This is a genomic window from Azotobacter vinelandii CA (assembly GCF_000380335.1).
Taxonomy (GTDB): Bacteria; Pseudomonadota; Gammaproteobacteria; order Pseudomonadales; family Pseudomonadaceae; genus Azotobacter; species Azotobacter vinelandii.
The window spans coordinates 1,964,509-1,990,842 of sequence record NC_021149.1 but is presented as its reverse complement, the minus strand read 5'-3'; the positions used below and the strand labels follow the sequence as shown (position 1 = coordinate 1,990,842).

The following is a 26,334-nucleotide window of genomic DNA, read 5'->3' as shown; positions in this document are numbered from 1 at the left end:
AGCCAGCCCCGTGACGGGCACAACACGGCGTACCTTCTTCTTCCTGAGGATTGAATGCCAATCCATAGCGCCTCCTGAACATCGTATTGTTTTGCATATCGCCCGATCGAATCAGGCAACAGCGAATCCGTTCTGCTACTCCGGCGGGCGAAAAGCATTGCTCGATGCCCCCACAAGAAACAACCGCAGTGCTGGACACGTGCTCCACAAAGTGTCCGTCAGCCCCCCGGATCAACTCCGCCACTTCTAAAAGCGACCCAGGCAGTGGCACGACTTTCATATCTTTCTTGCAATCCCGTGCAACTTGGCGCTGGAACAAGAGTCCCATACAGCGAGGAATTTGGATATGGCCTCCATTGCATTGCTTATTTCAAAACATACATGCAACGAACGTCCTGCCCTCATAACATGACTGCAATACAACCGGTTTTCTTTTCGCCCCGCTGCCGTCAAGGGCTGGTTATTCCGAGGGTCCCTGTCCTGGCTCCCCGGTAAGCTCGCGATCGCACGCGGCAAGGCCATCCACCGCATCCCGGAAGCCTGCTTGGCGCTCGGTTCCGCCAGGCGACAATCATCATGGCAAAATGACACTGGGCATGGACGGGCGGATATAAGGTAATTCGAATCCGCCAGATCAGAACCAATTGGTCGTCAACATGCCAGCAGACAACATCATCTCCTCCACTATGTCCGCGCCGGCTTTACCGAGCCGAGCCAGACACACGGAGAAAAGCTCCTTGCACAGCAAATCGCCCAAGCGGAACGATACCTCCAATTGAAAATGATAGCCAGTTTGTCTTCAGGTATGGCGAATAGCCACTTCAAACTGGAGACTCGAGAAAGCAATATGCCACTGATATCGGCAATATAAAACGGTAGCAAAAAGATATCAGACGAACCGACCGACGGATTGCAGAAAGCCTGCAACGATATCCGAAGCGGAATCGAGGTGACGCTCGTGGGTGAAGCCTGAAGCCTTGAGTGGCTTCAGGTCATGGTCGGCGGCTTCCAGCCAATGGAGGCGTATCGTGGGCGACAGGGAATATTCTCTCACTCTGTCCCGTTTGCCCAGGGCGTCACGCTCTCCCTGAACGATCAGGGTCGGCGTCCCGAGTTCGGCCAGATGAGCCGTTCTCGGCCTGTCCGGCCTGCCTGCAGGGTGAAAAGGGTAACCCAGACAGACGAGAGCCCGGGCTTCCAACTCATCCGCCAGCAGGCTTGCCATACGCCCGCCCATCGACTTGCCGCCGATCGCCAAGGGCCCGGATACCTCCCGGCGCAACCGCGAGTACACTTCACGCCAACAATCCAACAAGCGCGCCTGCGGATCGGGAGGACGCCTGCCACCGCCCGACCGCCGCTCCGCCATGTAGGGAAACTCGAAACGCACTACGGAAATCCCGCGAACGGCGAGACGCTCGGCCATGCCCGCCATGAATCCGCTATCCATCGGAGCGCCGGCGCCATGGGCCAGAATCAGGCAGGCATGCGACTCGGCGGGCGGCGGACCACTCCACAGCCACCGCCCCATCCCATTAGCGTCTTGCGGGCATTGATCTACGTCAATACAGATACTTTGCCCATTCACCATCCTTTCCCCGCTTTAACAACGCCCAATTTTCTCGTGAAGCCTGAACATGACACATAGCCCGCCACAGAGGGGCAGAGACCCCTCGAAGTGCGACCTGGCACCACGCCATGGATCGCTCGACCTCCTGATTGGAGCCCCGCCACCTAAACTTTCTGAAACAGTTTTGAGACAATGCCGCATTGGCCTGTCCTTCCCGGAGCAACCACCTCGGCCAGGCCTGCCCGTAAACAGGGTCGAGTCTTTTACTGGACCTCTTTGAACACAGATCACGACGGCTCGTGCATTGCTATGGTTTTCCCCATCGAGCATGGTCGCCGCCGTTTTTCATTTCCAAAAACCTCCATTAACCGTGGAAACCTTAAGCATGAGCACAGCATCAAGTCAGACTGCTTATAACTATAAGGTGGTCCGCCAGTTCGCCATCATGACGGTGATCTGGGGGGTCATCGGAATGGCACTTGGGGTCCTCATCGCCGCACAGCTGGTGTGGCCGGAACTGAACCTGAACCTGCCATGGACCAGCTTCGGCCGCCTGCGACCGCTGCATACCAATGCGGTAATTTTCGCTTTCGGTGGTTGCGCCCTGTTCGCCACCTCGTACTACGTGGTGCAACGCACCTGCCATACGCGTCTGATCTCCGACAGTCTGGCCACCTTCACTTTCTGGGGATGGCAGGCCGTGATCGTGCTGGCCGTCATTACCTTGCCGCTGGGCGTGACCACCAGCAAGGAATACGCCGAACTCGAGTGGCCGATCGATATCCTGATCGCCGTGGTCTGGATCACCTATGCGGTGGTTTTCTTCGGCACCGTCATCAAGCGCAAGACCAAGCACATCTATGTAGGCAACTGGTTCTACGGAGCGTTCATTCTCGTTACCGCCATGTTGCATATCGTCAACAACATGGAGCTTCCGGTTTCCTGGTTCAAGTCCTATTCCCTCTATTCCGGCGCTACCGATGCCATGGTCCAGTGGTGGTACGGCCACAACGCCGTGGGCTTCTTCCTGACCACCGGCTTCCTCGGCATGATGTATTACTTCGTGCCCAAGCAGGCCGAGCGTCCGGTCTATTCCTACCGTCTTTCCATCGTCCACTTCTGGGCCCTGATCACTCTCTACATCTGGGCTGGCCCGCACCATTTGCACTACACCGCGCTGCCGGACTGGGCGCAATCGCTCGGCATGGTGATGTCGGTCATTCTGCTGGCCCCGAGCTGGGGCGGCATGATCAACGGCATGATGACCCTGTCCGGCGCCTGGCATAAGCTGCGCAACGACCCGATCCTGCGTTTCCTGGTGGTCTCCCTGGCCTTCTACGGCATGTCCACCTTCGAAGGCCCGATGATGGCCATCAAGACCGTCAACGCCCTGTCCCACTACACCGACTGGACCATCGGCCACGTCCATGCCGGCGCCCTCGGCTGGGTCGCCATGGTGTCCATCGGCTCGCTGTACCACCTGATCCCGAAAGTCTTCGGTCGCGAGCAAATGTACAGCGTCAACCTGATCAACGCGCACTTCTGGCTGGCGACCATCGGTACCGTGCTGTACATCGCCTCCATGTGGGTCAACGGCATCACCCAGGGCCTGATGTGGCGCGCGGTGAACCAGGACGGCACCCTGACCTACTCCTTCGTCGAAGCACTCGAGGCCAGCCATCCGGGCTTCATCGTACGGATGATCGGTGGTGCCTTCTTCGTCGTCGGCATGTTGCTGATGGCCTACAACACCTGGCGTACCGTGCGTGTCGCCAAGTCGACTGAATACGAAGCTGCCGCCCGAATCGTCGAGGTTGCCCACCAATGAAGCACGAAACACTCGAAAAGAACATTGGCCTGCTGGGTCTGTTCATGGTCGCCGCCGTCAGCATCGGTGGGCTGACCCAGATCGTTCCGCTGTTTTTCCAGGACGTCGTCAACGAGCCGGTAGAGGGCATGAAGCCCTACACCGCCCTGCAACTGGAAGGGCGCGATATCTATATCAAGGAGGGCTGCGTCAGCTGTCACTCGCAGATGGTTCGCCCGTTCCGCGCCGAAACCGAACGTTATGGCCACTACTCGGTTGCCGGCGAGAGCGTCTGGGACCATCCGTTCCTCTGGGGCTCCAAGCGTACCGGTCCCGATCTGGCCCGCGTAGGTGGCCGCTACTCCGACGACTGGCATCGCGCGCACCTCTACAACCCGCGCAACGTGGTGCCGGAATCGAAGATGCCCGCCTATCCCTGGCTGGTCGAGAACAAGCTGACCGGCGAGAAGACGGCCGACAAGATGGAAGCCATGCGCACCCTCGGCGTGCCCTATTCCGACGAGGACATCGCCGGTGCCCGGGCGTCGGTCAAGGGCAAGACCGAAATGGATGCCCTGGTGGCCTATCTCCAGATTCTCGGCACCTCCATCAAAACCAAACGGTAACGCATCATGGATATCGGGACTCTTCGCGGACTGGGCACCGCTTTGGTGTTGATCGCTTTCGTGGGAATGCTGATCTGGGTTTTCAACAGCAAACGCAAAAAGAGCTTCGACGAAGCAGCCAACCTGCCCTTCGCCGACGAGCCCGAATCCGGGAAGCATGACGATAAAGCTTCTAGGAGCAAGAACGAATGACTTCATTCTGGAGTTCGTACATCACTCTACTTACCGTCGGAACCCTCGTTGCCGTTACCTGGTTGCTCTTTGCGACCCGCAAAGGCGAACGCAAGGGCACCACCGACCAGACCATGGGACACGCCTTCGACGGGATCGAGGAGTATGACAACCCATTGCCCAAGTGGTGGTTCTGGCTGTTCCTCGGCACCGTGATCTTCGCGGTCGGCTACCTGGCCCTCTATCCGGGTCTGGGTAACTGGAAAGGCGTACTGCCCGGCTACGAGGAAGGCTGGACCGGCGTCAATCAATACCAGAAGGAAATGGCCAAGGCCGACGAGCAATATGGTCCGCTGTTCCAGAAATACGCCGCCATGCCGATCGAGGAAGTAGCCAAGCAGGAACAAGCCCTGAAGATGGGGGGACGCATCTTTGCCTCCAACTGTTCCGTGTGCCATGGCTCCGATGCCAAGGGCGCCTACGGCTTCCCCAACCTGACGGACAACGACTGGCTGTATGGCGGTGAGCCGGAAACCATCAAGACCACCATCATGGAGGGTCGCAAGGCTGCCATGCCGGCATGGAAAGACGTGATTGGCGAGGAAGGTATCAAGAACACTGCGGCCTACGTGCGCAGCCTGTCCAATCTCAAGGCCCCGGAAGGCGTGGAAGTCGACCTGGCCGAAGGCCAGAAGATCTTCCAGACCAACTGTGTGGTCTGCCATGGCCCCGAGGGCAAGGGAGTCCATGCCATGGGTGCTCCCAACCTGACCGACCGCGTATGGCTCTACGGCTCCAGCTTCGCCCAGGTCCAGCAGACCCTGCGCCATGGACGCAACGGCAACATGCCAGCCCACAAGGACTTTCTGGGCAACGACAAGGCACACCTGGTAGCCGCCTACGTGTATAGCCTGTCGAACAAAGCCACGGAGAAATGATCGCCTGCAGGTGCGACCAGCGGTCGCACCTGCATCCGACTCGCCAGGCCTACAATCTACCAGAAGGTAAACTGTTCCCGGCCGCCCTCGTATCGGCCGGGTCACCTTCCAACGCCGTGGTAAGCATTGATGAGCGAGCAAATCCCCGCCCGAGACGTCACTCCAGAGGACAAAGGCAGCGACAGCGTCGATCTCTATGTCCAACGTGAAAAAATCTATACCCGTGCCTTCACCGGCCTGTACCGCAACCTGCGACGTACCGGTGGTCTGGCGCTCTTCATTCTCTTTTTCGGTACCGTCTGGCTGAACTGGGACGGTCACCAAGCCGTCTGGTGGGACCTGCCGGAACGCAAGTTCTACATCTTCGGCGCCACATTCTGGCCCCAGGACTTCATGCTCCTGTCCTGGCTACTCATCATTTGTGCCTTCGGCCTGTTCTTCGTCACCGTCTTCGCCGGACGTATCTGGTGTGGTTATACCTGCCCGCAAAGCGTTTTCACCTGGGTCTACATGTGGGCGGAAAAGGTCACCGAAGGGGACCGTAACCAGCGCATGAAACTGGACAAGGCCCCGCTGAACGGACAGAAACTCCTGCGCAAGGTGGCCAAGCACGGCATCTGGCTGGGAGTCGCCCTGCTCACCGCAATCACCTTCGTCGGCTACTTCACCCCCATCCGCCAGTTGCTGCCCGATCTGCTGAGCCTCGATGTCGGGGGCTGGGCCCTGTTCTGGATTGCCTTCTTCACCCTGGCCACCTATGGCAACGCCGGTTTCCTCCGGGAGCAGGTGTGCGTCCACATGTGCCCCTATGCCCGTTTCCAGAGCGTGATGTTCGACAAGGACACGCTGATCGTCTCCTATGATCCGAACCGTGGCGAGCAGCGCGGCCCCCGCAAGAAAAACATCGACTACAAGGCCCAGGGTCTGGGCGACTGCATCGACTGCACCATGTGCGTCCAGGTGTGTCCCACCGGAATCGATATCCGTGATGGCCTGCAGTTCGAGTGCATTGGCTGTGCTGCCTGTATCGATGCCTGCGACTCCATCATGGCAAAGATGAATTATCCGAAAGGCCTGATCAGCTACACGACCGAGCACAGGCTGTCCGGCGAGGAGACCCGCCTGCTGCGCCCACGCCTGATCGGCTATGCCATCGCGCTGGTCGCCATGACAAGCGTGTTCGGATACGCCGTTTCCAATCGCTCGCTGGTCGAACTGGATGTGCTGAAGGACCGGGTGCTCTATCGCGAGAACAACGATGGCCGCATCGAGAACGTCTATATCCTGAAAGTGATGAACAAGGCCCAGCGCGACCTCACCTTCGTGATCGACGCCAAGGGCCTCGACGGTCTCATCTATGAAGGCCAGCGCGAAGTGCGGGCCAGCGCCGGAGAAATTCTGTCGATCCCGGTGGAACTGTCCATCGATCCGGACAAGCTGCCCTCGAGCACCAACGACATCGTTTTCCGGATACGGTCCGCCGACGACCCGAGCATTCACCAAGACGCCGACAGTCGCTTCATAGGTCCCAGCGTCCGCTAGCCAGGGTAACGCATGCATCCGATAAACAGTGAAACCAGCCGCTGGTACAAGCAGTTCTGGGCTTGGTTCGTCATCGCGATCCTCCTCTGCTCGGTGGTGCTGGGCACCAGCCTGCTGGTGATTTCCATCCGCGAGGCGGATAGCCTGGTGGTAGACAACTACTATGATGCCGGCAAGGGAATCAACACCTCGCTGGAGCGAGAGCACCTCGCTCGCCGCCTGGGCGTGCAGGCCCGGCTCGAGCTCCATGAGGCGGATGGTATCGCCGAGATTCGGCTGACCGGCAACAGCCACCCCCAGCAACTGGTGCTCAACCTGATCTCGCCGACCCAGGAGGAGAAGGACCGCCGAATCGTGCTGCAACCGCAGACCGGTGACCTCTATCGGGGCCAGATGCAGGATGCGGTGCAAGGACGCCGCTTCGTCGAGATCCTCGGCCGGGAAGGCGAAAAGGATTGGCGCCTGTTCGAGGAGAAAACCCTCGAAACCGGCGTCGCCCTCGAACTGGGCGATTGAAAGAAGTCGACGGCGGGTCCTGCCGTCGACCCACCCAGGCGTCAATCATCCATCTCGCATTCGGCACCCTCCATGGCCACTCTCACCCCCTGCTACCACTGTGGCCTGCCAGTCCCCGCCGGCAGCCACTTCCAGGCTCGCGTACTGGACGAGTCCCGTGCGATGTGTTGCCCGGGTTGCCAGGCCGTGGCCGAAGCGATCGTCGCCAGCGGCCTGGAGAGCTATTACAAACACCGTAGCGAAAATGCCGCCAACCCCGAAGCGCTACCTCAGGCGCTGGGCGAGGAGCTGGCACTCTATGATCGCCCCGATGTACAGCAGCCCTTCGTCCGGCACGATGGCGAGCTGAGCACTGCCTGCCTGTTGATCGAAGGCGTCAGTTGCGCCGCCTGCGGTTGGCTGATCGAGAAACACCTGCGCAGCCTGGACGGCGTGGCCGATGCCGGTCTCAATCTGTCGAACCACCGCCTGCACGTGCAGTGGGATGCCCGCCGGCTGCCACTGAGTCGCCTGCTCGAAGCGCTGCGCCAGATCGGCTATGCCGCCCATCCTTATCAGCCGGACCGGGCCGCCGAGCAACTGGCCCGGGAAAATCGTCGCGCCTTGAGGCAGATGGGCGTCGCCGGCCTGCTGTGGTTCCAGGTAATGATGGCCACCATGGCCACCTGGCCGGAATTCAACCTCGACCTCTCGGCGGGGATGGACAAGATCCTTCGCTGGATCAGCCTGATCCTCACCACGCCGATCGTCTTCTATAGCAGCAGCGACTTCTTCAGGGGCGCCTGGCGCGACCTGCGCACGCGCCACCTGACCATGGACGTCTCCGTCAGCCTGGCGATCGGCGGCGCCTATGCGGCCGGTATCTGGTCGACCCTGACCGGCCAGGGAGAACTCTATTTCGACGCAGCCGGCATGTTCGCCCTGTTTCTTCTCGCCGGGCGCTTTCTCGAGCGCCGTGCCCGCGAACGTACCGCCGCGGCCACGGCTCAACTGGTCAACCTGCTGCCTCCTTCCTGTCTGCGCTTCGATGACAAAGGACACAGCGAACGCGTTCTGCTCCGGGAACTCAGGCAGGGCGATCTCGTGCTGGTGCAGCCGGGTAGCCTGCTACCGGCCGACGGCCGTGTCGTCGCAGGGCAATCCAGTGTCGACGAATCGCTGCTGACCGGCGAATACCTGCCACAACCCCGTGCTCCGGGCGATGCCGTCACCGCAGGAACCCTGAACGTGGAGAGCCCGTTGACCGTCGAAGTCCAGGCCCTGGGCGACGACACTCGTCTCTCTTCGATCGTGCGCCTGCTCGAACGCGCCCAGGCCGACAAGCCCCGACTCGCCGAACTGGCCGATCGAGTGGCACAGTGGTTCCTGCTCGCCATGCTGGGCCTAGCCATGGCAGTAGGCCTGATCTGGTGGCAGATCGATCCGGAGCGAGCCTTCTGGGTCGTGCTCGCCCTGCTCGTCGCCACCTGCCCCTGCGCCTTGTCGCTGGCCACTCCCACAGCTCTCACCGCGGCCACCGGTGCCCTGCACCGGCAAGGCCTGCTGCTGACCCGCGGGCATGTGCTGGAAGGTCTGAACGGCATAGACACGGTGATCTTCGACAAGACCGGCACCCTCACCGAAGGACGTCTTGCCCTGAGCGCCGTGCATCCTCTGGGCGAACTGGACAGCGATGCTTGCCTGGCGCTGGCCGCCGCCCTGGAGAACCGCTCCGAGCATCCGATCGCCCGTGCCTTCGGCCGTGCACCTCAGGCTGCCGAGCGGGTCGATGTCATTCCCGGGCAGGGACTGGAGGGAGTCGTCCAAGGGCGGCTGCTACGCATCGGCCAGCCCGCCTTCGTCGCCGCGCTCCAGGGCCAAGCGGCTCCGCCGATTCCCGGCGAACGGGGCCAATGGCTACTGCTGGGCGACAGGCAGGGACCACTGGCTTGGCTGGTGCTCGACGACCGTCTGCGCGAAGACGCCGCCACTCTGCTCGATGCCTGTCGTGCGCGTGGCTGGCGTACCCTGCTGCTCTCCGGCGACAGCTCGCCAATGGTTGCCGAGGTCGCCGGACAACTGGGTATCGAAGATGCCTGCGGCGGCCTGACCCCGAACGATAAACTCGCCGTGCTCAGGCAATTGCATGCCGAAGGGCATCGCGTCCTGATGCTCGGCGACGGGGTGAATGATGTTCCAGTGCTAGCTGGCGCGGATATCAGCGTGGCGATGGGCTCGGCCACCGATCTGGCGAAGACCAGCGCCGATGCCGTTCTGCTGTCCAACCGGCTGGAGGCGCTGGTACGGGCCTTCGACCTCGCACACCGGACGCGCCGCATCATCATCGAGAACCTGACCTGGGCCGGCCTGTACAATGGCCTGATTCTGCCCTTTGCCGCACTCGGCTGGATCACCCCCCTCTGGGCCGCGATCGGAATGTCGCTGAGCTCCCTCCTGGTGGTCCTGAACGCCTTGCGGCTGACCCGCGGCTCCTGAGCCGCCAGTACAGCGGGAGCACGACATGGCTGCGCTCTATGTAATGATTCCGGTCGCGGTAATAGTGATCGCCCTGGCCATCTGGCTGCTTTTCTGGGCCATCGACAACGGCCAGTACGATGACCTCGACAGCCCGGCTCATACCATCCTTTTCGACGATGAAGACCCCTCGCACAAGGCCGGGCTGGCCGAGGCGGAGCGTACGGACAGGTCCCCCAGGCAGGACGAGGACGCCCCTCGTGTCTGAGTTGGTTCCGTTGCTCTTCTCGGCCACGATCCTGGGCCTGCTCGGTGGAGGGCATTGCCTGGGCATGTGCGGCGGTCTGATGGGGGCTCTGACGCTGGCGATCCCCCCCGAGCAACGGGGCCGTCGCCTGCGCTTGCTGCTCGCCTACAACCTTGGGCGAATCCTCAGCTATGCCGCTGCCGGCCTGCTGATCGGTCTGGGCGGCTGGGCCCTGGCCAACAGCCCGGCAGCCCTGGCTCTGCGCCTCATCGCGGCCCTGCTGTTGATCGTCATGGGGTTTTATCTGGCCGGCTGGTGGAGCGGGCTGACCCGTATCGAAGCCCTCGGCCAGCGATTCTGGCGACATCTCCAGCCGGTCGCCTCCCGCCTGCTGCCGGTCGACAGCCTGCCCCGCGCCCTGCTGCTCGGCGCAGTATGGGGCTGGCTGCCCTGCGGACTGGTTTACAGTACCCTGCTCTGGGCAGCGAGCCAGGGTAATGCCCTGGATAGCACCCTGCTGATGCTTGCCTTCGGCCTCGGTACCTGGCCGATGCTACTCGCCACCGGGTTGGCGGCCGAGCGCCTGACCGCCTGGCTCCGCCAGAAGCATGTACGCATCGCCAGCGGCCTGCTGGTGATCCTGTTCGGTTTCTGGACCCTTCCCGGTCCGCACCAGACATGGCTGACGGGACATCAGGGGCATGCCGCACATCGGGCGAGCGCCACGACCAACACGGCCTGTCGGCCCGGTGGCGGTGACTACCAGAGCCGTTTGATACAAATCAAGATGCTTTCCGAGAGCGTTCTTTTAGACTTCCCCCACAGCCTGCCCATACCGGAATCCCCCCTATGCCCGCTCCGATCAAATGGGATACCAACCTGATCCGTCGCTACGATCAGGCGGGTCCGCGCTACACCTCATACCCCACGGCAGTGCAGTTCCAGCCTGGCGTGGGCTCCTTCAAGCTGCTCAACGCATTGCGCGAAAGCCGCCAGGCCAAGCGGCCGCTGTCGATCTACATACACATTCCGTTCTGCGCCCACGTCTGCTACTACTGTGCCTGCAACAAGGTCATCACCAAGGATCGCGGCCGCGCCCAGCCTTACCTCGAACGGCTGGAGAAGGAAATCGACATCGTCAGCCGCCACCTTTCGCCGCAACAACAGGTCGAGCAACTGCACCTGGGCGGCGGCACACCGACCTTCCTCAGCCACGGCGAACTGCAGCGCTTGATGGAGTTTCTGCGTCAACACTTCGGCTTCGCCGAAAAAGTCGACTGCAGCATCGAGATCGACCCTCGGGAAGCGGACTGGTCGACCATGGGGCTGCTCCGCGAGCTGGGCTTCAACCGCATCAGCCTCGGCGTGCAGGATCTCGATCCCGGCGTCCAGCGCGCCGTGAACCGCCTGCAGAGCCTGGAGGAAACCAGCGCCATCATCGAAGCGGCGCGGACCCTGGAGTTCCGCTCGATCAATGTCGATCTCATCTATGGCCTGCCCAAGCAGACACCGGAAACCTTCACCCGCACCGTCGAAGAAATCATCGCCCTGCAACCCGATCGACTGTCGGTGTTCAACTATGCCCACCTGCCGGAACGCTTCAAACCGCAGCGGCGAATCAGCGCCGCCGACCTGCCGGCACCAGCCGATAAACTGACCATGCTGCACAACAGCATCGAGCAACTCTCGGCCGCCGGCTATCAGTACATCGGCATGGATCATTTCGCCCTGCCGGACGACGAACTGTCCATCGCCCAGGAAGACGGCAGGCTGCAACGCAACTTCCAGGGCTACACCACGCACGGCCATTGCGACCTGATCGGCCTGGGTGTTTCGTCCATCAGCCAGATCGGCGACCTCTATAGCCAGAACGAGAGCGACATCGACGCCTACCAGAGCCGCCTCGACAACGATCAGTTGCCGACCGCCCGCGGCCTGCAATGCAACACCGACGACCGGATTCGCCGCGCGGCCATCCAGAAACTCATATGCGATTTCCAATTGGACTTCGCCAGCCTGGAACAACGGTTCGGTATCGTCTTCCGCGACTACTTCGCCGATATCTGGCCTCAGCTACAGAGCATGACCCGCGACGGGCTGATCGCCCTGTCCCCTCAAGGCATCGAAGTGCTACCAGCCGGACGCCTGCTCGTTCGTTCGATCTGCATGCTTTTCGACTATTATCTGGTCGAACACAATCGCCAGCGCTTCTCCCGTATCATCTGAACCGCAACACACCGGAAAACCGTGCGGGTTTTCCGGTGCATAGCGCCCGAAGACAAGAGCTTCCCAAGGGTAAGACTTTTTGTCAGTTAACTGAGGCCTGGGGTATTATCCTCCGGTAAAGCGCACCACAAGTCAGAGAAAGTTGCCTATGTCGGATAAATCCAAGGTACGCCCCGTGCATCATATCCGTTGTCAGGAGTGCAGTCTGGCGGCCTTGTGCCTACCGATTTCGCTCAACTTCGAAGATATCGATGCCTTGAATGAAATCGTCAAGCGCGGCAAGCCGATCAAGAAAGGCGAGTTCCTCTTTCGCCAGGGTGATGCTTTCGGTTCGGTGTTCGCCGTGCGTTCGGGCTCTCTGAAAACCTTCAGCGTCAGCGACAACGGTGAGGAGCAGATCACCGGCTTTCATCTACCCAGCGAACTCGTAGGGCTTTCCGGCATGGACAGCGACAGCTGTCCGGTTTCCGCACAGGCGCTGGAAACCACCTCGGTCTGCGAGATCCCCTTCGAGCGACTGGACGAGCTTGCCCTGCAGTTACCCCAACTGCGGCGTCAGCTGATGCGGGTGATGAGCCGCGAAATCCGTGACGATCAACAGATGATGCTGCTGCTGTCGAAGAAAACCGCGGACGAACGCATCGCCACCTTCCTGATCAACCTATCCTCGCGCTTTCGCGCACGCGGCTTCTCCGCCAACCATTTCCGCCTGGCCATGTCGCGCAACGAGATCGGTAACTACCTGGGCCTGGCTGTCGAGACCGTATCCCGCGTATTCAGCCGCTTCCAGCAGAACGAGCTGATCGCCGCCGAGGGCAAGGAGGTGACCATTCTCAATCCCGTCGAATTATGCTCCCTGGCAGGCGGCAATATGGAAGCCTGACCCCAGCCGGGCGCCATCGAAGGACGCCCGCAAATCTCCTCGCGATCCCGGGCAAAGAGGCCTCGGCCTCAAGCAAAGTTTCCCTCTTCCCACTTGCCAGGGTGTGCGCTCTTGAACTGCAGGTAGCCGAACACCTCCAGGTCCCGCCCTCCCAAGAGGGGGAGCCGGGTTCTGCGCGTCGCTTTTCATGCACATGCGTACAGGCGAAGGTCATTGTTCCGCCTTCATTACATCCCCTACCAAAGGCTTAGGCACGTGCCGGCTTAAAAAGTTAATACAAGTCATCTTTTTAAATATCATATACTTATAGCGCTTTAGCAGCCTGCTACCCCTCCGAAAGCCCCCTTCTAGACAGCAAAAACGGGCAGGTTTCATTGACCTGCGTCAATTGGTCACTACCGATCGACAGTAAATCTTGATTTATTTGACCTGGATCAACGTGTTGCCCCTCCGTCGACCGTTGGCCATCCAGCCTTTTGGAGCTGCCCACATGTCTAAACCATCCCAATCTTCGCCTTGGCGTATTCCTCTGGTTCGGGAGCTCGTTGTCATCCTGGCGATCAAGCTGGGTGTAATTCTCGGCATCAAGGCACTCTGGTTCACGGAACCGACGGTGCCTGAAAACGGTACCGAGAAAGTCAGCGAGCGACTGTTCGGCAGTGTGGCAGTGCAAGATCAATCCCCGACCGAGGAGAGTCCCTGATGATCTCGGAATCCGTCGTAGACCTATCGCGTCTGCAGTTCGCCATGACGGCGCTGTACCATTTCCTATTCGTACCACTAACCCTAGGGATGACCTTCCTGCTCGCCATCATGGAGTCGGTCTACGTAATGACCGGCAAGCAGGTCTACAAGGACATGGTGAAGTTCTGGGGCAAGCTGTTCGGCATCAACTTCGCCCTCGGTGTCACCACCGGCATTACCATGGAGTTCCAGTTCGGCACCAACTGGGCCTACTACTCCCACTATGTGGGTGACATCTTCGGTGCGCCGCTGGCCATCGAGGGTCTGACGGCCTTCTTCCTGGAGTCCACTTTCATCGGCATGTTCTTCTTCGGCTGGGATCGCCTGTCGAAGATCCAGCACCTGGCGGTGACCTGGCTGGTAGCGTTGGGTTCCAACCTGTCGGCCCTGTGGATCCTGGTCGCCAACGGCTGGATGCAGCACCCGGTCGGTGCGGAGTTCAACTTCGAGACCATGCGGATGGAACTGGTGGACTTCGGCGCCCTGCTGCTGAACCCCGTTGCCCAGGTCAAGTTCGTCCACACCGTCGCCTCCGGCTATGTGACCGGCGCTGTGTTCGTCCTGGCCATCTCCAGCTACTACCTGCTGAAAAAACGCGATCTGGGCTTCGCCCGCCGCTCCTTCGCCATCGCCTCCGCCTTCGGTATGGCTTCCATTCTGTCGGTAATCGTGCTCGGTGACGAATCCGGCTACGAAGTGGGCGAAGTGCAAAAAGCCAAGCTCGCCGCTATCGAAGCCGAATGGGAAACCCATCCGGCACCGGCCAGCTTCACCCTGATCGGCTTCCCGAACGAGGAAGAACAGCGCACCGATTTCGCAGTGAAAATCCCGTGGGTCCTGGGCATCATCGCCACCCGCTCGCTGGATGAACAAGTCATTGGCATCAAGGATCTGATCGCCGATCACGAGGCCCGTATCCGCAACGGCATGGTCGCCTATGGCCTGCTCGAGGAGCTGCGTGCCGGCAACAAGAGCCCGGAGAAAATCGCAGCCTTCAACGAGGTCAAGGATGATCTGGGCTATGGCCTGCTCCTGAAGAAGTACACCCCGAACGTGGTCGACGCCTCCGAAGAGCAGATCAAGCAAGCGGCCAAGGACACCATTCCCAGCGTGGCCAGCATGTTCTGGAGCTTCCGCGCCATGGTCGGCGCCGGCTTCGCGATGCTCATCCTGTTTGTCTGCGCCTTCTGGGCCTCCGCTCGCAAGAACGAGGAATCCAAGCCCTGGCTGCTCAAGTTCGCCCTGTACAGCCTGCCGCTGCCCTGGATCGCAACCCAGACCGGCTGGTTCGTGGCCGAGCACGGTCGTCAGCCCTGGACCATCGGTGGTGTGCTGCCCACCCATCTCTCCGCTTCCAGCCTGAGCACTGGCGACCTCTGGGGTTCTCTGATCGCGCTGATCGCGTTCTATACGCTGCTGTTGGTGGTCGAGATGTACCTGATGATCCGCTTCGCTCGCCTTGGCCCGTCCAGCCTGCATACCGGCCGCTACCACTTCGAGCAGCTTGAGCAACATGCTGTCAAGCATGCCAGCCCGAGCCAGGCGGACCCCCAACAACCAGTCAACGCCTAAGGAAAACGCCATGTTTGATTACGAAACACTAAAACTGGTCTGGTGGGGCTTGATCGGTGTGCTGCTGATCGGCCTTGCCCTGACGGATGGCTTCGACATGGGAGCCATGGCGCTCATGCCCTTCATCGCCAAGACCGACAACGAGCGCCGCGTGGCGATCAACACCGTCGCCCCGCACTGGGACGGCAACCAGGTCTGGCTGATCACCGCCGGTGGCGCTCTGTTCGCCGCCTGGCCGCTGGTTTACGCCACGGCCTTCTCCGGCATGTACTGGGCCTTGCTACTGGTTCTCTTCGGCCTCTTTTTCCGTCCGGTAGGCTTCGACTACCGCAGCAAGCTGGAAAACAAGAAGTGGCGCGACATGTGGGACTGGGCACTGTTCGCCGGTGGCGCCCTGCCGGCCCTGCTGTTCGGCGTGGCCTTCGGCAACCTGTTCCTCGGCCTGCCGTTCCGTCTCGACGAAACCATGCGCACCCACTTCGAAGGCTCCTTCTTCTCCCTGCTGCATCCCTTCGCCCTGCTGGCCGGTGTCGTGAGCCTGAGCATGCTCTGTGCCCACGGCGGTTCCTGGCTGATGCTGCGCACCGAAGGTGACCTGTACGAACGCTCCTGCAAGGCCACCCGCCTGAGCGCCATAGTCTTCCTCGGCTGCTTCTTCATCTGCGGTCTCTGGTTGCTGCTGGGTATCGAAGGCCAGAATCTGGTCGACAACTTCGATCCCAATGTCGCTCTGAATCCTCTGACCAAACAGGTCACCCTGGATAACAGCGGCTGGCAGACCAACTACGTGCGCTACCCGCTCACCCAGTTCGCTCCGCTGCTGGGCCTGGTCGGTGGCGCGCTGGCCCTGATGGGCGCGCAGACCAAGCGCAACGGCTTGGCCTTCCTGGGCACCAGCCTGGCGATCATCGGCGCCATCCTCACCGCCGGCTTCGCCCTGTTCCCGTTCGTGATGCCCTCCTCCATCGATCCGGCCTCCAGCCTGACCATCTGGGACGCCGTATCCAGCCAGAAAACCCTGGGGATCATGCTGATCGTTGCCATCATCTTCGTGCCGATCATCCTGGGCTACACCCTGTGGTGCTACTGGCGCATGTGGGGCAAGCTGAACGACCAGACCATCGAGGCCAACCCCCACGGCCTGTACTGACCGAAACCGGCGCGGACCCTGTCCGCGCCATTTCCCATGAATTCGCCCGCCGCCATGGTGGGCCTAGGAGGCAACATGTGGTACTTCAGTTGGATTCTCGGCATCCTGCTGGCCTGTGGCTTCGGAGTCATCAACGCCCTTTGGCTGGAAACCACCATGAAAATGGATGAGGGTCCGGCGGGTGGCGAGTGAAAAGAGCTTTCTGCAGCGTCGCCCATCGCGCATCCTGTCGCTGCTCTTGGCCACACCGATCGCGTTGGTATTGCTGATTCATCCATCGCTGATCGTCGATCCCGAGGCCGGGTACAGCCACAGCCTGCTGATGCTGGTGATGCTGGGAATCTCTAGCGGCTTCATCCACGGCGTCGGTTTCGACCCGCGCGGCCTGGTTTGGCGCATCCTGTTTCACCCGGTGCTCGGCTGGGTGCTGATGGGATTGGGTTACGCGATTCTGTACAAAGTGCAGATGGGTTGACTCCCTGTCCCAAAAGGCCCCGCAAGGGGCCTTTCTCTTCTCTCCCCCGCACCAAAGGCTTCAGAAGTTTCAGCAGGATGGTGCCCGGCCTTGGCCCTGGAGCTTCACATCACAGATCGATCGGCCTGCGTCCGGCCAGAGCGTGGCTCAAGGTACCGCCGTCCACCAACTCCAGTTCGCCGCCCAGCGGCACACCATGGGCGATACGGGAAACCGTGACATCGCTGGACGCCAGAGTCTGCGCGATGTAATGAGCCGTAGCCTCGCCTTCCACCGTTGGATTGGTGGCGATGATCACTTCCTCGAAAGCTCCCTGCTCGACTCGCGCCAACAACTCAGGAATGCCAATAGCCTCTGGGCCGAGGCCGTCCAGGGGGGAAAGGTGTCCCTTGAGCACGAAATAGCGGCCACGGTAGCCCGTTTGCTCTATGGCGAATACGTCCATCGGTCCCTGCACCACACAGAGCAGGGAATCGTCGCGACGCGGATCAGCGCACTGCGGACAGAGTTCGTCCTCGCTCAGGGTCCGGCATTGCCGGCAATGACCGACATGCTCGAGCGCCTGGGTGAGCGCCTGAGCCAAACGCAAGCCGCCGCTGCGATCACGTTCGAGCAGATGCAGAGCCATGCGCTGGGCGGTCTTCTGTCCCACCCCGGGAAGGATGCGCAGGGCATCGATGAGTTGTCGGATCAGCGGACTGAAGCTCATGGACGAAAAGACCGGAAGGCAGGACAGCAGAATAGATCGCCCGTGGCAAAGGCGGCCGGCCGGCGCCCTCTCCCGCAGGCAGGAGAGGCCGGAAAGCGGGAAACCCGGAAAGCACTCAGAATGGCATCTTGAATCCGGGCGGCAACCCCATGCCGGCGGTCATCCCGGCCATCTTTTCCTGATTGTTCTGCTCGATCTTGCGCACCGCATCGTTGACGGCAGCGGCAATCAGGTCCTCAAGAACCTCCTTGTCCTCCTGCATCAGGCTATCGTCCAGGGTAACGCGACGGACATCGTGGCGACCGGTCATCACCACGCTCACCAGGCCGGCACCGGACTGGCCGGTCACCTCGGCGTTGGCTATCTCCTCCTGCAACTTCTGCATCTTTTCTTGCATAAGCTGGGCCTGCTTCATCAGGCCGGCCATGCCACCTTTCATCATGGGAGTCACCTCAGGTATTCAGGGGTTCGATGGTGCCGTCGCGAATCACCGCGGCGAACTGTTGAATCATCTGCCGGACCAGGGGATCGCCCTGAATGGACGCTTCGGCCTGGCGCTGGCGTTCGGCCCTCCGCCGGGCGGCCGCCTGAGCCGGAGTCTCCTGCTCCGGCTTGCGCAATTCGATATCCAGCTTGAGCGTACGGCCATGATACTGGTTCAGGGCCTCGTTCAGACGCCGCTGCTGGGTACTGTTGAACAGCGCGGCCTGCGCCGGGTCCAGATGCAACAGCCAGTGATCGCCATCGGTCTTCGCCAAGGTACAGTTGGCCGCAATGTTGGCGGTCATCCCGGCCAGCCCCAATCGCTGAAAAAGTTCGAGCCATTCGGCGGCGAGGCCGGTAGCCGGCGCCACCGCCGGTTCGGTTTCAGGCTGCGGCGTCGACGGGAGCGACTCTTCGGCAGTCAGGACATCGAGATAGGCATAGGCGTCGACATCCACCTCGCCAGCATCCACTTCATAATAGTCATCGTCCGCCAGAGAAGGCTCCTCCACCTCCACAACGGGCGCAGGCACCCTTTCCGGCTCGCGATCGACGGCCGGGATCACGACCGTTTCCGGCACCGAAGCGGAGCGAGACGGGCCATGCGGATGGTTCGATACGGCACTTTCGAGCACCTGTTCCGCCTCGCCGGCCACGGTCGCAGCAACCATGGCGCCGACCGGCAGCGCAGCCGACTCCGCGACGGGAGTGTCGGCTACCTGCGAGGACTCCTCCCAGGGCAGATCGGGAAGTCCGACAGGCTGACCGGATACCGGCGGCGGCGATGCGGGTTCGGCCGATTCGGCACGTATCGGTGGAGGAACCACGGCCTGGCGCTCTCCCGATACGGAGACGGGAGCAGCGGGCGCCGCTTCGGGACCGCTGCCGGCCACGGGATCGGCGGGGGAATCAGCCGTGGCCGAGCGGACTCCCGGATCCTTTAGCGGCCTGCCCGGCGCCTTGCCGACATCCGCCGGACGAAACGCCAGCATGCGCAGCAGCACCATCTCGAAGCCACCACGCGAGTCCGGCGCCAGCGGCAGGTCGCGACGGCCGATCAAACCCATCTGATAGTAGAACTGCACATCTTCGGCTGGCAGCGTCTGCGCGAGCGCCAGCACCCGATCGCGGTCGCCCTGGCCATTGTCCACGGCCTCGGGCAATACCTGGGCGATGGCCACCCGATGCAGTACGCCAAGCATCTCCGACAGCACAGCGCTCCAGTCCGGTCCCTGCTCGGCCAGTTGGCGCACCGCCTCGAGCAAGGCCCGGGCGTCGCCCTCCAGCAACGCCTGCAGCACACCATAGACCTGGCCGTGATCGAGGGCCCCGAGCATCGCCCGCACATCGGCGGCGAGCACCCTGCCCTCGCCGAAAGCGATGGCCTGGTCGGTCAGGCTCATGGCATCGCGCATCGAGCCGTCCGCAGCCCGCCCGAGCAACCAGAGGGCATCCGTCTCGAAGGGAATGCCCTCCGCAGCGAGTACGTGGCTCAGATGCTCTACCACCCGCTCCGGCGGCATGCTCTTCAGGGCGAACTGCAGGCAGCGCGACAGGATGGTGACCGGCAGCTTCTGCGGATCGGTGGTAGCCAGCAGGAACTTGACGTGGGGCGGCGGCTCCTCGAGGGTCTTCAGCAGCGCGTTGAAGGAATGGCTGGAAAGCATGTGCACTTCGTCGATCAGATAGACCTTGAAGCGCCCACGCGTCGGTGCGTACTGCACGTTATCGAGCAGTTCGCGGGTATCTTCCACCTTGGTACGGCTGGCGGCATCGACCTCGATGAGGTCGACGAAACGCCCCTCGTCGATTTCCCGGCAGACCGAACACTGCCCGCAAGGGCTGGAACTGATACCGGTCTCGCAATTCAGGCACTTGGCGATGATCCGCGCGATGGTGGTCTTGCCCACTCCGCGAGTACCGGTGAACAGATAGGCATGATGCAAACGCTGACTATCGAGGGCGTTGATCAGCGCCTTGAGCACATGGGTCTGGCCAACCATCTCTCGGAACGAGCGGGGACGCCATTTGCGTGCAAGAACCTGATAACTCATCGATACCGTCGCAGTTGAAAAGCGAAAGAACGGCAATGCTAGCGGAGCAGAATGCAAATTGCATCCGCCTGCGAGCACAGGCATGACGGCGGGTTCAGGACAAGGCCCGGGGCTTCCTCAGCTCCGGCTCGAACGCTCGATCGGCAAAACGATCTGACGCCCCTCTGCAACAGGCAAGGTCCCACACGCCCTGGCCACGGAAAACCTGCTTCAACAAGCGCCAGGCATACACCTGCCCACCCACCCGACCGTCACGAATATGGTGCATGCTCGCACCATTACAACGCCCATATGCTTCAAATATGAAACACTTCTATTTATGGGCCGCCCTCCCTTATTACAAACCTGCAATCGAATCAACGTCATAGCACTAATGCCCCCGAAGAACGGGCAACTGGAAGGGTTGTTGCTTGAAAGTTGGTAAGGGTAAGAAGTGCCGCTGCTCTGGAGGGATGCGCCATGGGTGTTCAGTGGACTTTCTGGTCAATCGTCTTTTTGGTGTCCATGGCCGGCATGATCTGGCAAGGCATATACAAAGGCCATTGAAGCGATAGTCGCCCGAGCGCTATTGATTCGATGCCCCGCTGTCGTATCTGCGCTCGCTCGATGGTCATCGCCCCGGCGGTTCAGGGCCTTGCTTCAGCGGAAGGGTGTCGCCGAGTCGGAATCATTCGGCCCCCAATGCCGGTTCTCCTGGCCGTCTCTCTTGTGCCGGCTGAAAACGGCGAAAAGCCCCGTACCTGGGAGGAATCCCGGCTCGATGGACAAAATCCGGTCTTCTCGGCAGGTGCGTGCCTTGTTCTTTGTTCTATCTGCTCCAGCCCTCTTCGGAGGGCTTTTTTAATTCTCGCCCGACCATCGGGCCGAACCGAGTATCCATCTTCCATTCCCGGATATCGGCAATCTCGAATGACCGGCCCGACAGTTGCGCCGGGCAAGCGGCCAGGCACGTTCCGGACCTCTTCGGGCAACCGCCGGTACGAGCGGCGCGCATTGAGCCACGGATCGAAACACGCAGAGGGATAACAGAGGGACGAAGGTGGCAAACGCGGATGGATCATTCCCGTTTCTTTGCATGGTCCGGGGCGAAAACCCCTTGAAATCGGGAAGAGCATGACTGGAGGTGGCCCCACCAGCCACACCCCGGCACACAAGGTCACCGCTACGGCTGCTCCCTTCCGGGCCTGACCGGGTTCACGGCTGCTCGTTGCGGGGGGACCGGCAGGACCACCATAACGACACCCACCAGTTGGCGGGTCGGGCCATTGTACCGGCTTGCCCGCAAGTTACAACCATCGCTTGCTGGAAAGCGTTTGGCGACAACCACTTGCCAGCTTGGGCGTAGTTCCCTGCACGGAACCGGCCGTCATGCCGCCAACGGTAAGGACGGTCGAAAATCCCGTTTTCTGCCGCAGCAAACCGCTCGGCACGAACTCACCACGCTCCCACCCCTGACCGATGCCGGACGGAGCATGCCCCTCAGCGATAATTTCCCGCCCGCCAGCGCGCCAGCCAAGCCAGGCTGTCGCGGCTCGCGCCGGCCGGGCGGTATTCGGCGCCGAGCCAGCCCCGGTAGCCGCTCGCCTGCAAGGCGGCCAGGGCCGCGGCGAAATCCACCTGTCCGCTGCCCGGCTCACCCCGTCCCGGACAATCGGCGAACTGCACATGGCCGATGCGCCCGGCCAGGCGGGCGATGCAGTCCGGAAGGTCCAGCCCCTGGCGGGCCATATGGTAGAGATCCAGTTGGGCCAGACAGTTGGGATGGTCCACGCGCCGCAGCAAGGCATCCAGTTGTTCGGCTGTGTTGACCAGAAAGCCCGGTACGTCCAGCGGGTTGATCGCCTCGCAGACCACGGTGATCCCCAGCACCGAGAAGGCTTCGGCCGCCCTGGCCAGGTTGGACTCCAGAGTCGCCAGGGCCAGCTCCGGAGCCACCCCCTCGGCCAGGCGCCCCGGCAGGATATTGACGCAATCCGGCCGAACCATCGCGGCATAACTCAGCGCCAGTTGCAATGCGGCATCGAACTCCGCCTGCCGCTGCGGAACCGCGGCCAGCCCCGGACCTCCCTGCAGGAAATCGGCGGCCGGCAGGTTGATCAACACCAGCGGCATCCCGGCCCGCTCCAGCTCCTCCTTTAGGCGGATGGCCGGGATCTCGTAAGGAAACTGGATCTCGACACCGTCGAAGCCCGCCGCCGCAGCGGCCACGATGCGTTCGAGCAAGGGTTTCTCGCTGAACAGCAGGGAAAGGTTGGCGGCTATCTGCATGATGGTTCTGCTCCTCCGATTGGGTTCCGGCCATGGTGGCCTACGTTTTTTTCACTCTATGCTGTTTACTATCGGACGACTCGACAACCGCCCCGTGGTCCCCTCATTCGCCACAGAGACGCTCCTGATGCCACCCAACCTGCTCGACAGCCGGCCCCTGAAGGGCCAGCGAGGATTCCGCCGGATTCTCAATGCCACCAGTTACTCCCTAGCCGGTCTCAAGGCCGCCTTCGTCGGCGAGGCGGCCTTCCGCCAGTTGGTCATGCTGAACCTGTTGCTGATTCCCGTCGCCTGCCTGCTCGATGTGAGCCGGGTCGAGCGCGCCCTGTTGATCGCCGTGGTGCTGCTGGCACCCATCGTCGAACTGCTCAACTCGGCCATCGAAGCCACCGTCGACCGCATCTCGCTGGAACTGCACCCCCTCTCCAAGCGGGCCAAGGACATGGGCAGCGCCGCCCAGTTGCTCGTCCTGGTTCTGATCGCCGCGGTCTGGGCCACGATTCTGCTCTAGCCGCTCTGCCGTAGCCGCACGACTCTCATCCTCTCATGGATGGAGAGGAGCCCAGCGCTTTCACCGCCTTCGATTCGCGCCCCTTCGCAGCGGGCGCGCTTCCTCTATAATCCGCCCGCCTTTTTCCGCCATTGAACCGGAGAACCCCATGCTCAAGCGTACCCTGGCGCTCGCCGCCGGCTTTGCCCTGTCCCTGTCCAGCGTTTTCGCCCAGGCTGCCGACGTGCTCAACGTCTCGGCGATTCCCGATGAGGCGCCCACCGAGCTGCTGCGCAAGTTCAAGCCGCTCGGCGCCTATCTGGAGAAAGAGCTGGGCATGCCGGTGAAATTCGTGCCGGTGGCCGACTATGCGGCGGTGGTCGAAGCGCTGGCCGCCGACCGTGTGGATATGGCCTGGCTGGGCGGCTTCACCTTCGTGCAGACCCGCCTGAAGACCGGCAACGCCATTCCGCTGGTGCAGCGCGAGCAGGACGAGAAGTTCACCAGCAAGTTCATCAGCGCCGATCCGGCGGTGAAATCCCTGCAGGACCTCAAAGGCAGGACCTTCGCCTTCGGCTCGGTATCCTCCACCTCGGGCAGCCTGATGCCGCGCTACTTCATGCTCAAGGACGGCATCAAGCCGGAAGAGTTCTTCAGCCGCGTGGCCTACTCCGGCGCCCACGACGCCACGGTCGCCTGGGTGCAGTCCGGCAAGGTCGACGCCGGCGTGCTCAACGCCTCGGTATGGGACAAGCTGGTCAATTCCGGCAAGGTCGATACCGACAAGGTCAAGGTGTTCGCCACCACCCCGACCTATTACGACTACAACTGGACGGTGCGCGGCAGCCTCGATCCCGAACTGGCGGCGAAGATCAAGAAGGCCTTCCTCGCCCTCGATCCGGCCAAGCCGGAGCACAAGGCGATCCTCGACCTGCAGGCCGCCAGCCGCTTCATCGAGACCAAGCCGGAGAACTACCAGGGCATCGAGGAAGCGGCGCGCGCCGCCGGCCTCCTGAAGTGATCCTGAAGCTGTCCGGCGTGGGCCTGACCCACGCCAACGGCCAAGTCGCGCTGAGCGATATCGGGCTGGCGATCGCTCCCGGCGAACGGGTGGCGATCATCGGCCCCTCCGGTGCCGGCAAGACCAGCCTGCTGCGCTTGCTCGCCACCGCCCAGCGGCCCAGTGCCGGCCGGATCGAAATACTCGGCGCCGACCCCTGGGCTCTTTCCGCCGCCGCCCGGCAGCGGCTGCGCGCGCGCATCGGCCTGATCCACCAGACCCCGCCCCTGCCGCCGCGCCAGCGGGTGGTCACCGCCGTGCTGGCCGGCAAGCTCGGGCAGTGGTCCCTGCCCAGGAGCCTGCTCAACCTGGTACACCCGCTGGATACCGCCGGCGCGGCCGCGGCCCTGGCGCGCCTGGACCTGTCCGAAAAGCTGTTCGAGCACTGCGACCGGCTCTCCGGCGGCCAGTTGCAGCGGGTCGGCATCGCCCGCGTGCTCTACCAGGAGCCGGAACTGATCCTCGCCGACGAGCCGGTCTCGGCCATGGACCCGGTGCTCGCCGGACACACCCTCGGCGTGCTGAGCGAAGAGACCGCCCGCCGCGACATCACCCTGCTCGCCAGCCTGCATGCGGTGGATCTGGCGCTGGCGCATTTCCCGCGCATCCTCGGCGTGCGCGCCGGGCGCCTGGTCTTCGACCTCCCGGCCGCCGCCCTCGGCCAGCCCGAGCTGGACGCGCTCTACGCCAACGAAAAACTGCAGCCGACCGCCGTGCCGGCGGCTGCCCCCCAGCCGTCGCACATACCCCGATGCTGACCCGGGGCCCCCTCCGCGATCCCGCCGCCCTGCCGCGCCTGTCGCTCAGCCTGCTGGCGCTGTTCCTGCTGTGGCCGGGCCTGTCGCTCAGCGAACTGGACCTGGGCGTGCTCCTGCAGGGCGACAACACGGCCACCATGGGCCAATTCGTCGCCGCCTTCTGGCCGCCGGAACACGGCCGCGAATTCCTCGAACTGCTCGGCCGGGCGACCCTGGAAACCCTGGCCATCGCCACCGCCGGCATGAGCCTGGCGCTGCTCATCGCCCTGCCCGCGTCGCTGCTCGCCAGCCGTGCCCTGTCGCTCTCCGCGCTGCATCGCGGCGGCCGTCCGGCCTGGTGGGGCGCTCTGCTGCGCTGGCCGGTACGCATCTTCCTGATCGTCCTGCGCAGCGTGCCGGAAATCGTCTGGGCCCTGCTTTTCGTGCGCGCCGTGGGACTGGGGCCGAGCGCCGGGGTACTGGCCATCGCCATCACCTATGCCGGCATGCTTGGCAAGGTCTATGCGGAGATCTTCGAGTCGGTCGACCCGCGCCCGGCGCGCGCCCTGCTCGGCAGCGGCAGTCCGCGGCTGGTCGCCTTTCTCTACGGCATCCTGCCCAACGCCGCGGCGGAGATGCTTTCCTATACCGTCTACCGCTGGGAATGCGCGATCCGTGCCTCGGTGGTGATGGGTTTCGTCGGCGCCGGCGGACTCGGCCAGCAGATCGACCTGTCGATGCGCATGTTCGCCGGCGGCGAGGTGGCCAGCATGCTGCTGACCTTCCTCCTGCTGGTACTGTTGGCCGACCAATTGAGCCGCCTGCTGCGCGGGAGGCTGGCATGAGCAACGCCCTCCTGCTGCTGGGCCTGCTGGCGGCCGTGACGGCCTCTTTCGCCTGGCTGGAGATCGACTTCGGCGCGCTGTTCGGCGCGGACAGCTTGCGGCAGATGGGCGATTACGCCAGCGGCTTCCTCAGCCCCGACTTCTCTCCGGCGCACCTGCTGGCCATCGGTCGCGGTGCCCTGGAAACCCTGGCCATGTCGGCCATCGGCACCCTGCTCGCCGCCCTCCTCGGCCTGCTGCTGGCGCTCCCGGCCAGCGGGCGCTGCGGGCTGCCGGCGAACGCCGCCGCCCGCCTGCTGCTCAATGCCCTGCGGGCGATCCCGGAGCTGGTCTGGGCCGCGCTGATGGTGCTGGCCGCCGGCCTCGGCCCGAACGCCGGCACCCTGGCGCTGGCGCTGCACACCGCCGGGGTGCTCGGCCGGCTGTTCGCCGAGGCCCTGGAAAACATCCCCGGCGAACCGGCCGAGGCCGTGCGCCTGGCTGGCGGCGGGCGCGTCGCGGCATTCTGCTACGGCACCCTGCCAGGGGTCTGGCCGCAGCTTCTGGCCTATACCCTGTACCGTTGGGAGAACAACATCCGCATGGCCAGCGTACTGGGCTTCGTCGGCGCCGGCGGGCTGGGACAGATGCTCTACCTGAGCCTCAGCCTGTTCCAGGAGGCCCAGGCCGCCACGGTGATCCTCGCCATGCTGTCGCTGGTGCTGGGTGTCGATGCGCTGAGCGGCTGGGGACGCCATCGCTGGGTATGGAACTGAGCCCAGGCCGCC

At 62.6% G+C, this 26,334-nt stretch carries 25 protein-coding genes, 1 other RNA gene and 1 pseudogene; 21 read left to right on the top strand and 6 right to left on the bottom strand.

What is annotated here, in order from left to right; genetic code table 11:
- Window positions 1-889: 889 nt before the first annotated feature.
- Complete coding sequence (locus AVCA_RS09160; protein ID WP_175555914.1) at window positions 890-1,591, bottom strand: alpha/beta family hydrolase; 702 nt, start codon at window positions 1,589-1,591, stop codon at window positions 890-892.
- A 364-nt stretch (window positions 1,592-1,955) separates the two neighbouring features.
- Here AVCA_RS09160 and ccoN point away from each other — a divergent pair, with 364 nt between their 5' ends.
- The 16 genes and pseudogenes from ccoN (at window position 1,956) to AVCA_RS09080 (ending at window position 16,921) form a co-directional block, all read left to right on the top strand.
- Window positions 1,956-3,398 (top strand): cytochrome-c oxidase, cbb3-type subunit I, encoded by a 1,443-nt coding sequence (gene ccoN / locus AVCA_RS09155; RefSeq protein ID WP_012700617.1) that lies wholly within the window; start codon window positions 1,956-1,958, stop codon window positions 3,396-3,398.
- The gene (gene ccoO, locus AVCA_RS09150; RefSeq protein ID WP_012700616.1) at window positions 3,395-4,003 is read left to right on the top strand and encodes a cytochrome-c oxidase, cbb3-type subunit II; all 609 of its coding nucleotides are present in this window, start codon (window positions 3,395-3,397) and stop codon (window positions 4,001-4,003) included. Before ccoN ends, ccoO begins: the two co-directional genes overlap by 4 nt.
- A 6-nt stretch (window positions 4,004-4,009) precedes the next feature.
- On the top strand, window positions 4,010-4,195 hold the full coding sequence (locus AVCA_RS09145; RefSeq protein ID WP_012700615.1) for a CcoQ/FixQ family Cbb3-type cytochrome c oxidase assembly chaperone: 186 nt from the start codon (window positions 4,010-4,012) through the stop codon (window positions 4,193-4,195).
- Window positions 4,192-5,112 (top strand): cytochrome-c oxidase, cbb3-type subunit III, encoded by a 921-nt coding sequence (gene ccoP / locus AVCA_RS09140; RefSeq protein ID WP_012700614.1) that lies wholly within the window; start codon window positions 4,192-4,194, stop codon window positions 5,110-5,112. Before AVCA_RS09145 ends, ccoP begins: the two co-directional genes overlap by 4 nt.
- Before the next feature lie 129 nt (window positions 5,113-5,241).
- Complete coding sequence (gene ccoG, locus AVCA_RS09135) at window positions 5,242-6,654, top strand: cytochrome c oxidase accessory protein CcoG (protein ID WP_012700613.1); 1,413 nt, start codon at window positions 5,242-5,244, stop codon at window positions 6,652-6,654.
- A 12-nt stretch (window positions 6,655-6,666) separates the two neighbouring features.
- Window positions 6,667-7,170 (top strand): FixH family protein, encoded by a 504-nt coding sequence (locus tag AVCA_RS09130; RefSeq protein ID WP_012700612.1) that lies wholly within the window; start codon window positions 6,667-6,669, stop codon window positions 7,168-7,170.
- Between the two features lie 72 nt (window positions 7,171-7,242).
- Window positions 7,243-9,645 carry a heavy metal translocating P-type ATPase gene (locus AVCA_RS09125; RefSeq protein ID WP_012700611.1) on the top strand — a complete coding sequence of 801 codons (2,403 nt, stop codon included), beginning with the start codon at window positions 7,243-7,245 and terminating at the stop codon, window positions 9,643-9,645.
- Window positions 9,646-9,670: 25 nt separating this feature from the next.
- Entirely contained in the window at window positions 9,671-9,892 is a 222-nt protein-coding gene (ccoS, locus tag AVCA_RS09120) for a cbb3-type cytochrome oxidase assembly protein CcoS (protein WP_012700610.1), read from the top strand.
- Window positions 9,885-10,565: pseudogene (locus AVCA_RS09115) on the top strand (sulfite exporter TauE/SafE family protein); the annotation flags it as partial. The gene ccoS and the pseudogene AVCA_RS09115, both read left to right, overlap by 8 nt.
- A gap of 155 nt (window positions 10,566-10,720) precedes the next feature.
- Complete coding sequence (gene hemN, locus AVCA_RS09110) at window positions 10,721-12,097, top strand: oxygen-independent coproporphyrinogen III oxidase (protein WP_012700608.1); 1,377 nt, start codon at window positions 10,721-10,723, stop codon at window positions 12,095-12,097.
- Window positions 12,098-12,245: 148 nt separating this feature from the next.
- Window positions 12,246-12,980, top strand: coding sequence for a fumarate/nitrate reduction transcriptional regulator Fnr (gene fnr / locus AVCA_RS09105; RefSeq protein WP_012700607.1), 735 nt, complete (start codon window positions 12,246-12,248; stop codon window positions 12,978-12,980).
- Between the two features lie 490 nt (window positions 12,981-13,470).
- Window positions 13,471-13,683, top strand: coding sequence for a cytochrome oxidase putative small subunit CydP (gene cydP / locus AVCA_RS09100; protein WP_041807122.1), 213 nt, complete (start codon window positions 13,471-13,473; stop codon window positions 13,681-13,683).
- On the top strand, window positions 13,683-15,296 hold the full coding sequence (locus AVCA_RS09095; protein WP_012700606.1) for a cytochrome ubiquinol oxidase subunit I: 1,614 nt from the start codon (window positions 13,683-13,685) through the stop codon (window positions 15,294-15,296). The genes cydP and AVCA_RS09095 overlap by 1 nt, the downstream gene beginning before the upstream one ends.
- Window positions 15,297-15,306: 10 nt before the next feature.
- Entirely contained in the window at window positions 15,307-16,446 is a 1,140-nt protein-coding gene (gene cydB / locus AVCA_RS09090; RefSeq protein ID WP_012700605.1) for a cytochrome d ubiquinol oxidase subunit II, read from the top strand.
- Window positions 16,447-16,521: 75 nt separating this feature from the next.
- Entirely contained in the window at window positions 16,522-16,638 is a 117-nt protein-coding gene (cydX, locus tag AVCA_RS24690) for a cytochrome bd-I oxidase subunit CydX (RefSeq protein WP_012700604.1), read from the top strand.
- On the top strand, window positions 16,613-16,921 hold the full coding sequence (locus AVCA_RS09080; RefSeq protein WP_012700603.1) for a cyd operon YbgE family protein: 309 nt from the start codon (window positions 16,613-16,615) through the stop codon (window positions 16,919-16,921). Before cydX ends, AVCA_RS09080 begins: the two co-directional genes overlap by 26 nt.
- A gap of 109 nt (window positions 16,922-17,030) precedes the next feature.
- Here AVCA_RS09080 and recR read toward each other — a convergent pair whose 3' ends face one another.
- From recR to AVCA_RS09060, 5 genes are all read right to left on the bottom strand, one after another.
- The gene (gene recR, locus AVCA_RS09075; RefSeq protein WP_012700602.1) at window positions 17,031-17,630 is read right to left on the bottom strand and encodes a recombination mediator RecR; all 600 of its coding nucleotides are present in this window, start codon (window positions 17,628-17,630) and stop codon (window positions 17,031-17,033) included.
- Window positions 17,631-17,745: 115 nt separating this feature from the next.
- Window positions 17,746-18,072 carry a YbaB/EbfC family nucleoid-associated protein gene (locus tag AVCA_RS09070; RefSeq protein ID WP_012700601.1) on the bottom strand — a complete coding sequence of 109 codons (327 nt, stop codon included), beginning with the start codon at window positions 18,070-18,072 and terminating at the stop codon, window positions 17,746-17,748.
- A gap of 10 nt (window positions 18,073-18,082) precedes the next feature.
- Window positions 18,083-20,167, bottom strand: a complete 2,085-nt coding sequence (dnaX, locus tag AVCA_RS09065) for a DNA polymerase III subunit gamma/tau (protein WP_012700600.1) — start codon at window positions 20,165-20,167, stop codon at window positions 18,083-18,085.
- 1,127 nt (window positions 20,168-21,294) lie between these two features.
- Window positions 21,295-21,391: signal recognition particle sRNA small type (gene ffs / locus AVCA_RS24070), an RNA gene on the bottom strand.
- Window positions 21,392-21,646: 255 nt separating this feature from the next.
- The gene (locus AVCA_RS09060; protein ID WP_012700599.1) at window positions 21,647-22,435 is read right to left on the bottom strand and encodes a hydroxypyruvate isomerase family protein; all 789 of its coding nucleotides are present in this window, start codon (window positions 22,433-22,435) and stop codon (window positions 21,647-21,649) included.
- Between the two features lie 127 nt (window positions 22,436-22,562).
- Between AVCA_RS09060 and AVCA_RS09055 the strand changes: the two genes are divergently transcribed.
- The 5 genes from AVCA_RS09055 (at window position 22,563) to phnE (ending at window position 26,322) form a co-directional block, all read left to right on the top strand.
- Window positions 22,563-22,946 carry a diacylglycerol kinase gene (locus AVCA_RS09055; RefSeq protein WP_012700598.1) on the top strand — a complete coding sequence of 128 codons (384 nt, stop codon included), beginning with the start codon at window positions 22,563-22,565 and terminating at the stop codon, window positions 22,944-22,946.
- 148 nt (window positions 22,947-23,094) lie between these two features.
- Window positions 23,095-23,946, top strand: coding sequence for a putative selenate ABC transporter substrate-binding protein (locus AVCA_RS09050; protein WP_012700597.1), 852 nt, complete (start codon window positions 23,095-23,097; stop codon window positions 23,944-23,946).
- Window positions 23,943-24,743 (top strand): phosphonate ABC transporter ATP-binding protein, encoded by an 801-nt coding sequence (locus tag AVCA_RS09045; protein WP_012700596.1) that lies wholly within the window; start codon window positions 23,943-23,945, stop codon window positions 24,741-24,743. Before AVCA_RS09050 ends, AVCA_RS09045 begins: the two co-directional genes overlap by 4 nt.
- Window positions 24,737-25,567: a PhnE/PtxC family ABC transporter permease gene (locus AVCA_RS09040; protein WP_012700595.1), complete on the top strand. Its 831-nt coding sequence runs from the start codon at window positions 24,737-24,739 to the stop codon at window positions 25,565-25,567. The genes AVCA_RS09045 and AVCA_RS09040 overlap by 7 nt, the downstream gene beginning before the upstream one ends.
- Complete coding sequence (gene phnE, locus AVCA_RS09035) at window positions 25,564-26,322, top strand: phosphonate ABC transporter, permease protein PhnE (RefSeq protein WP_012700594.1); 759 nt, start codon at window positions 25,564-25,566, stop codon at window positions 26,320-26,322. The genes AVCA_RS09040 and phnE overlap by 4 nt, the downstream gene beginning before the upstream one ends.
- Window positions 26,323-26,334 lie beyond the last annotated feature (12 nt).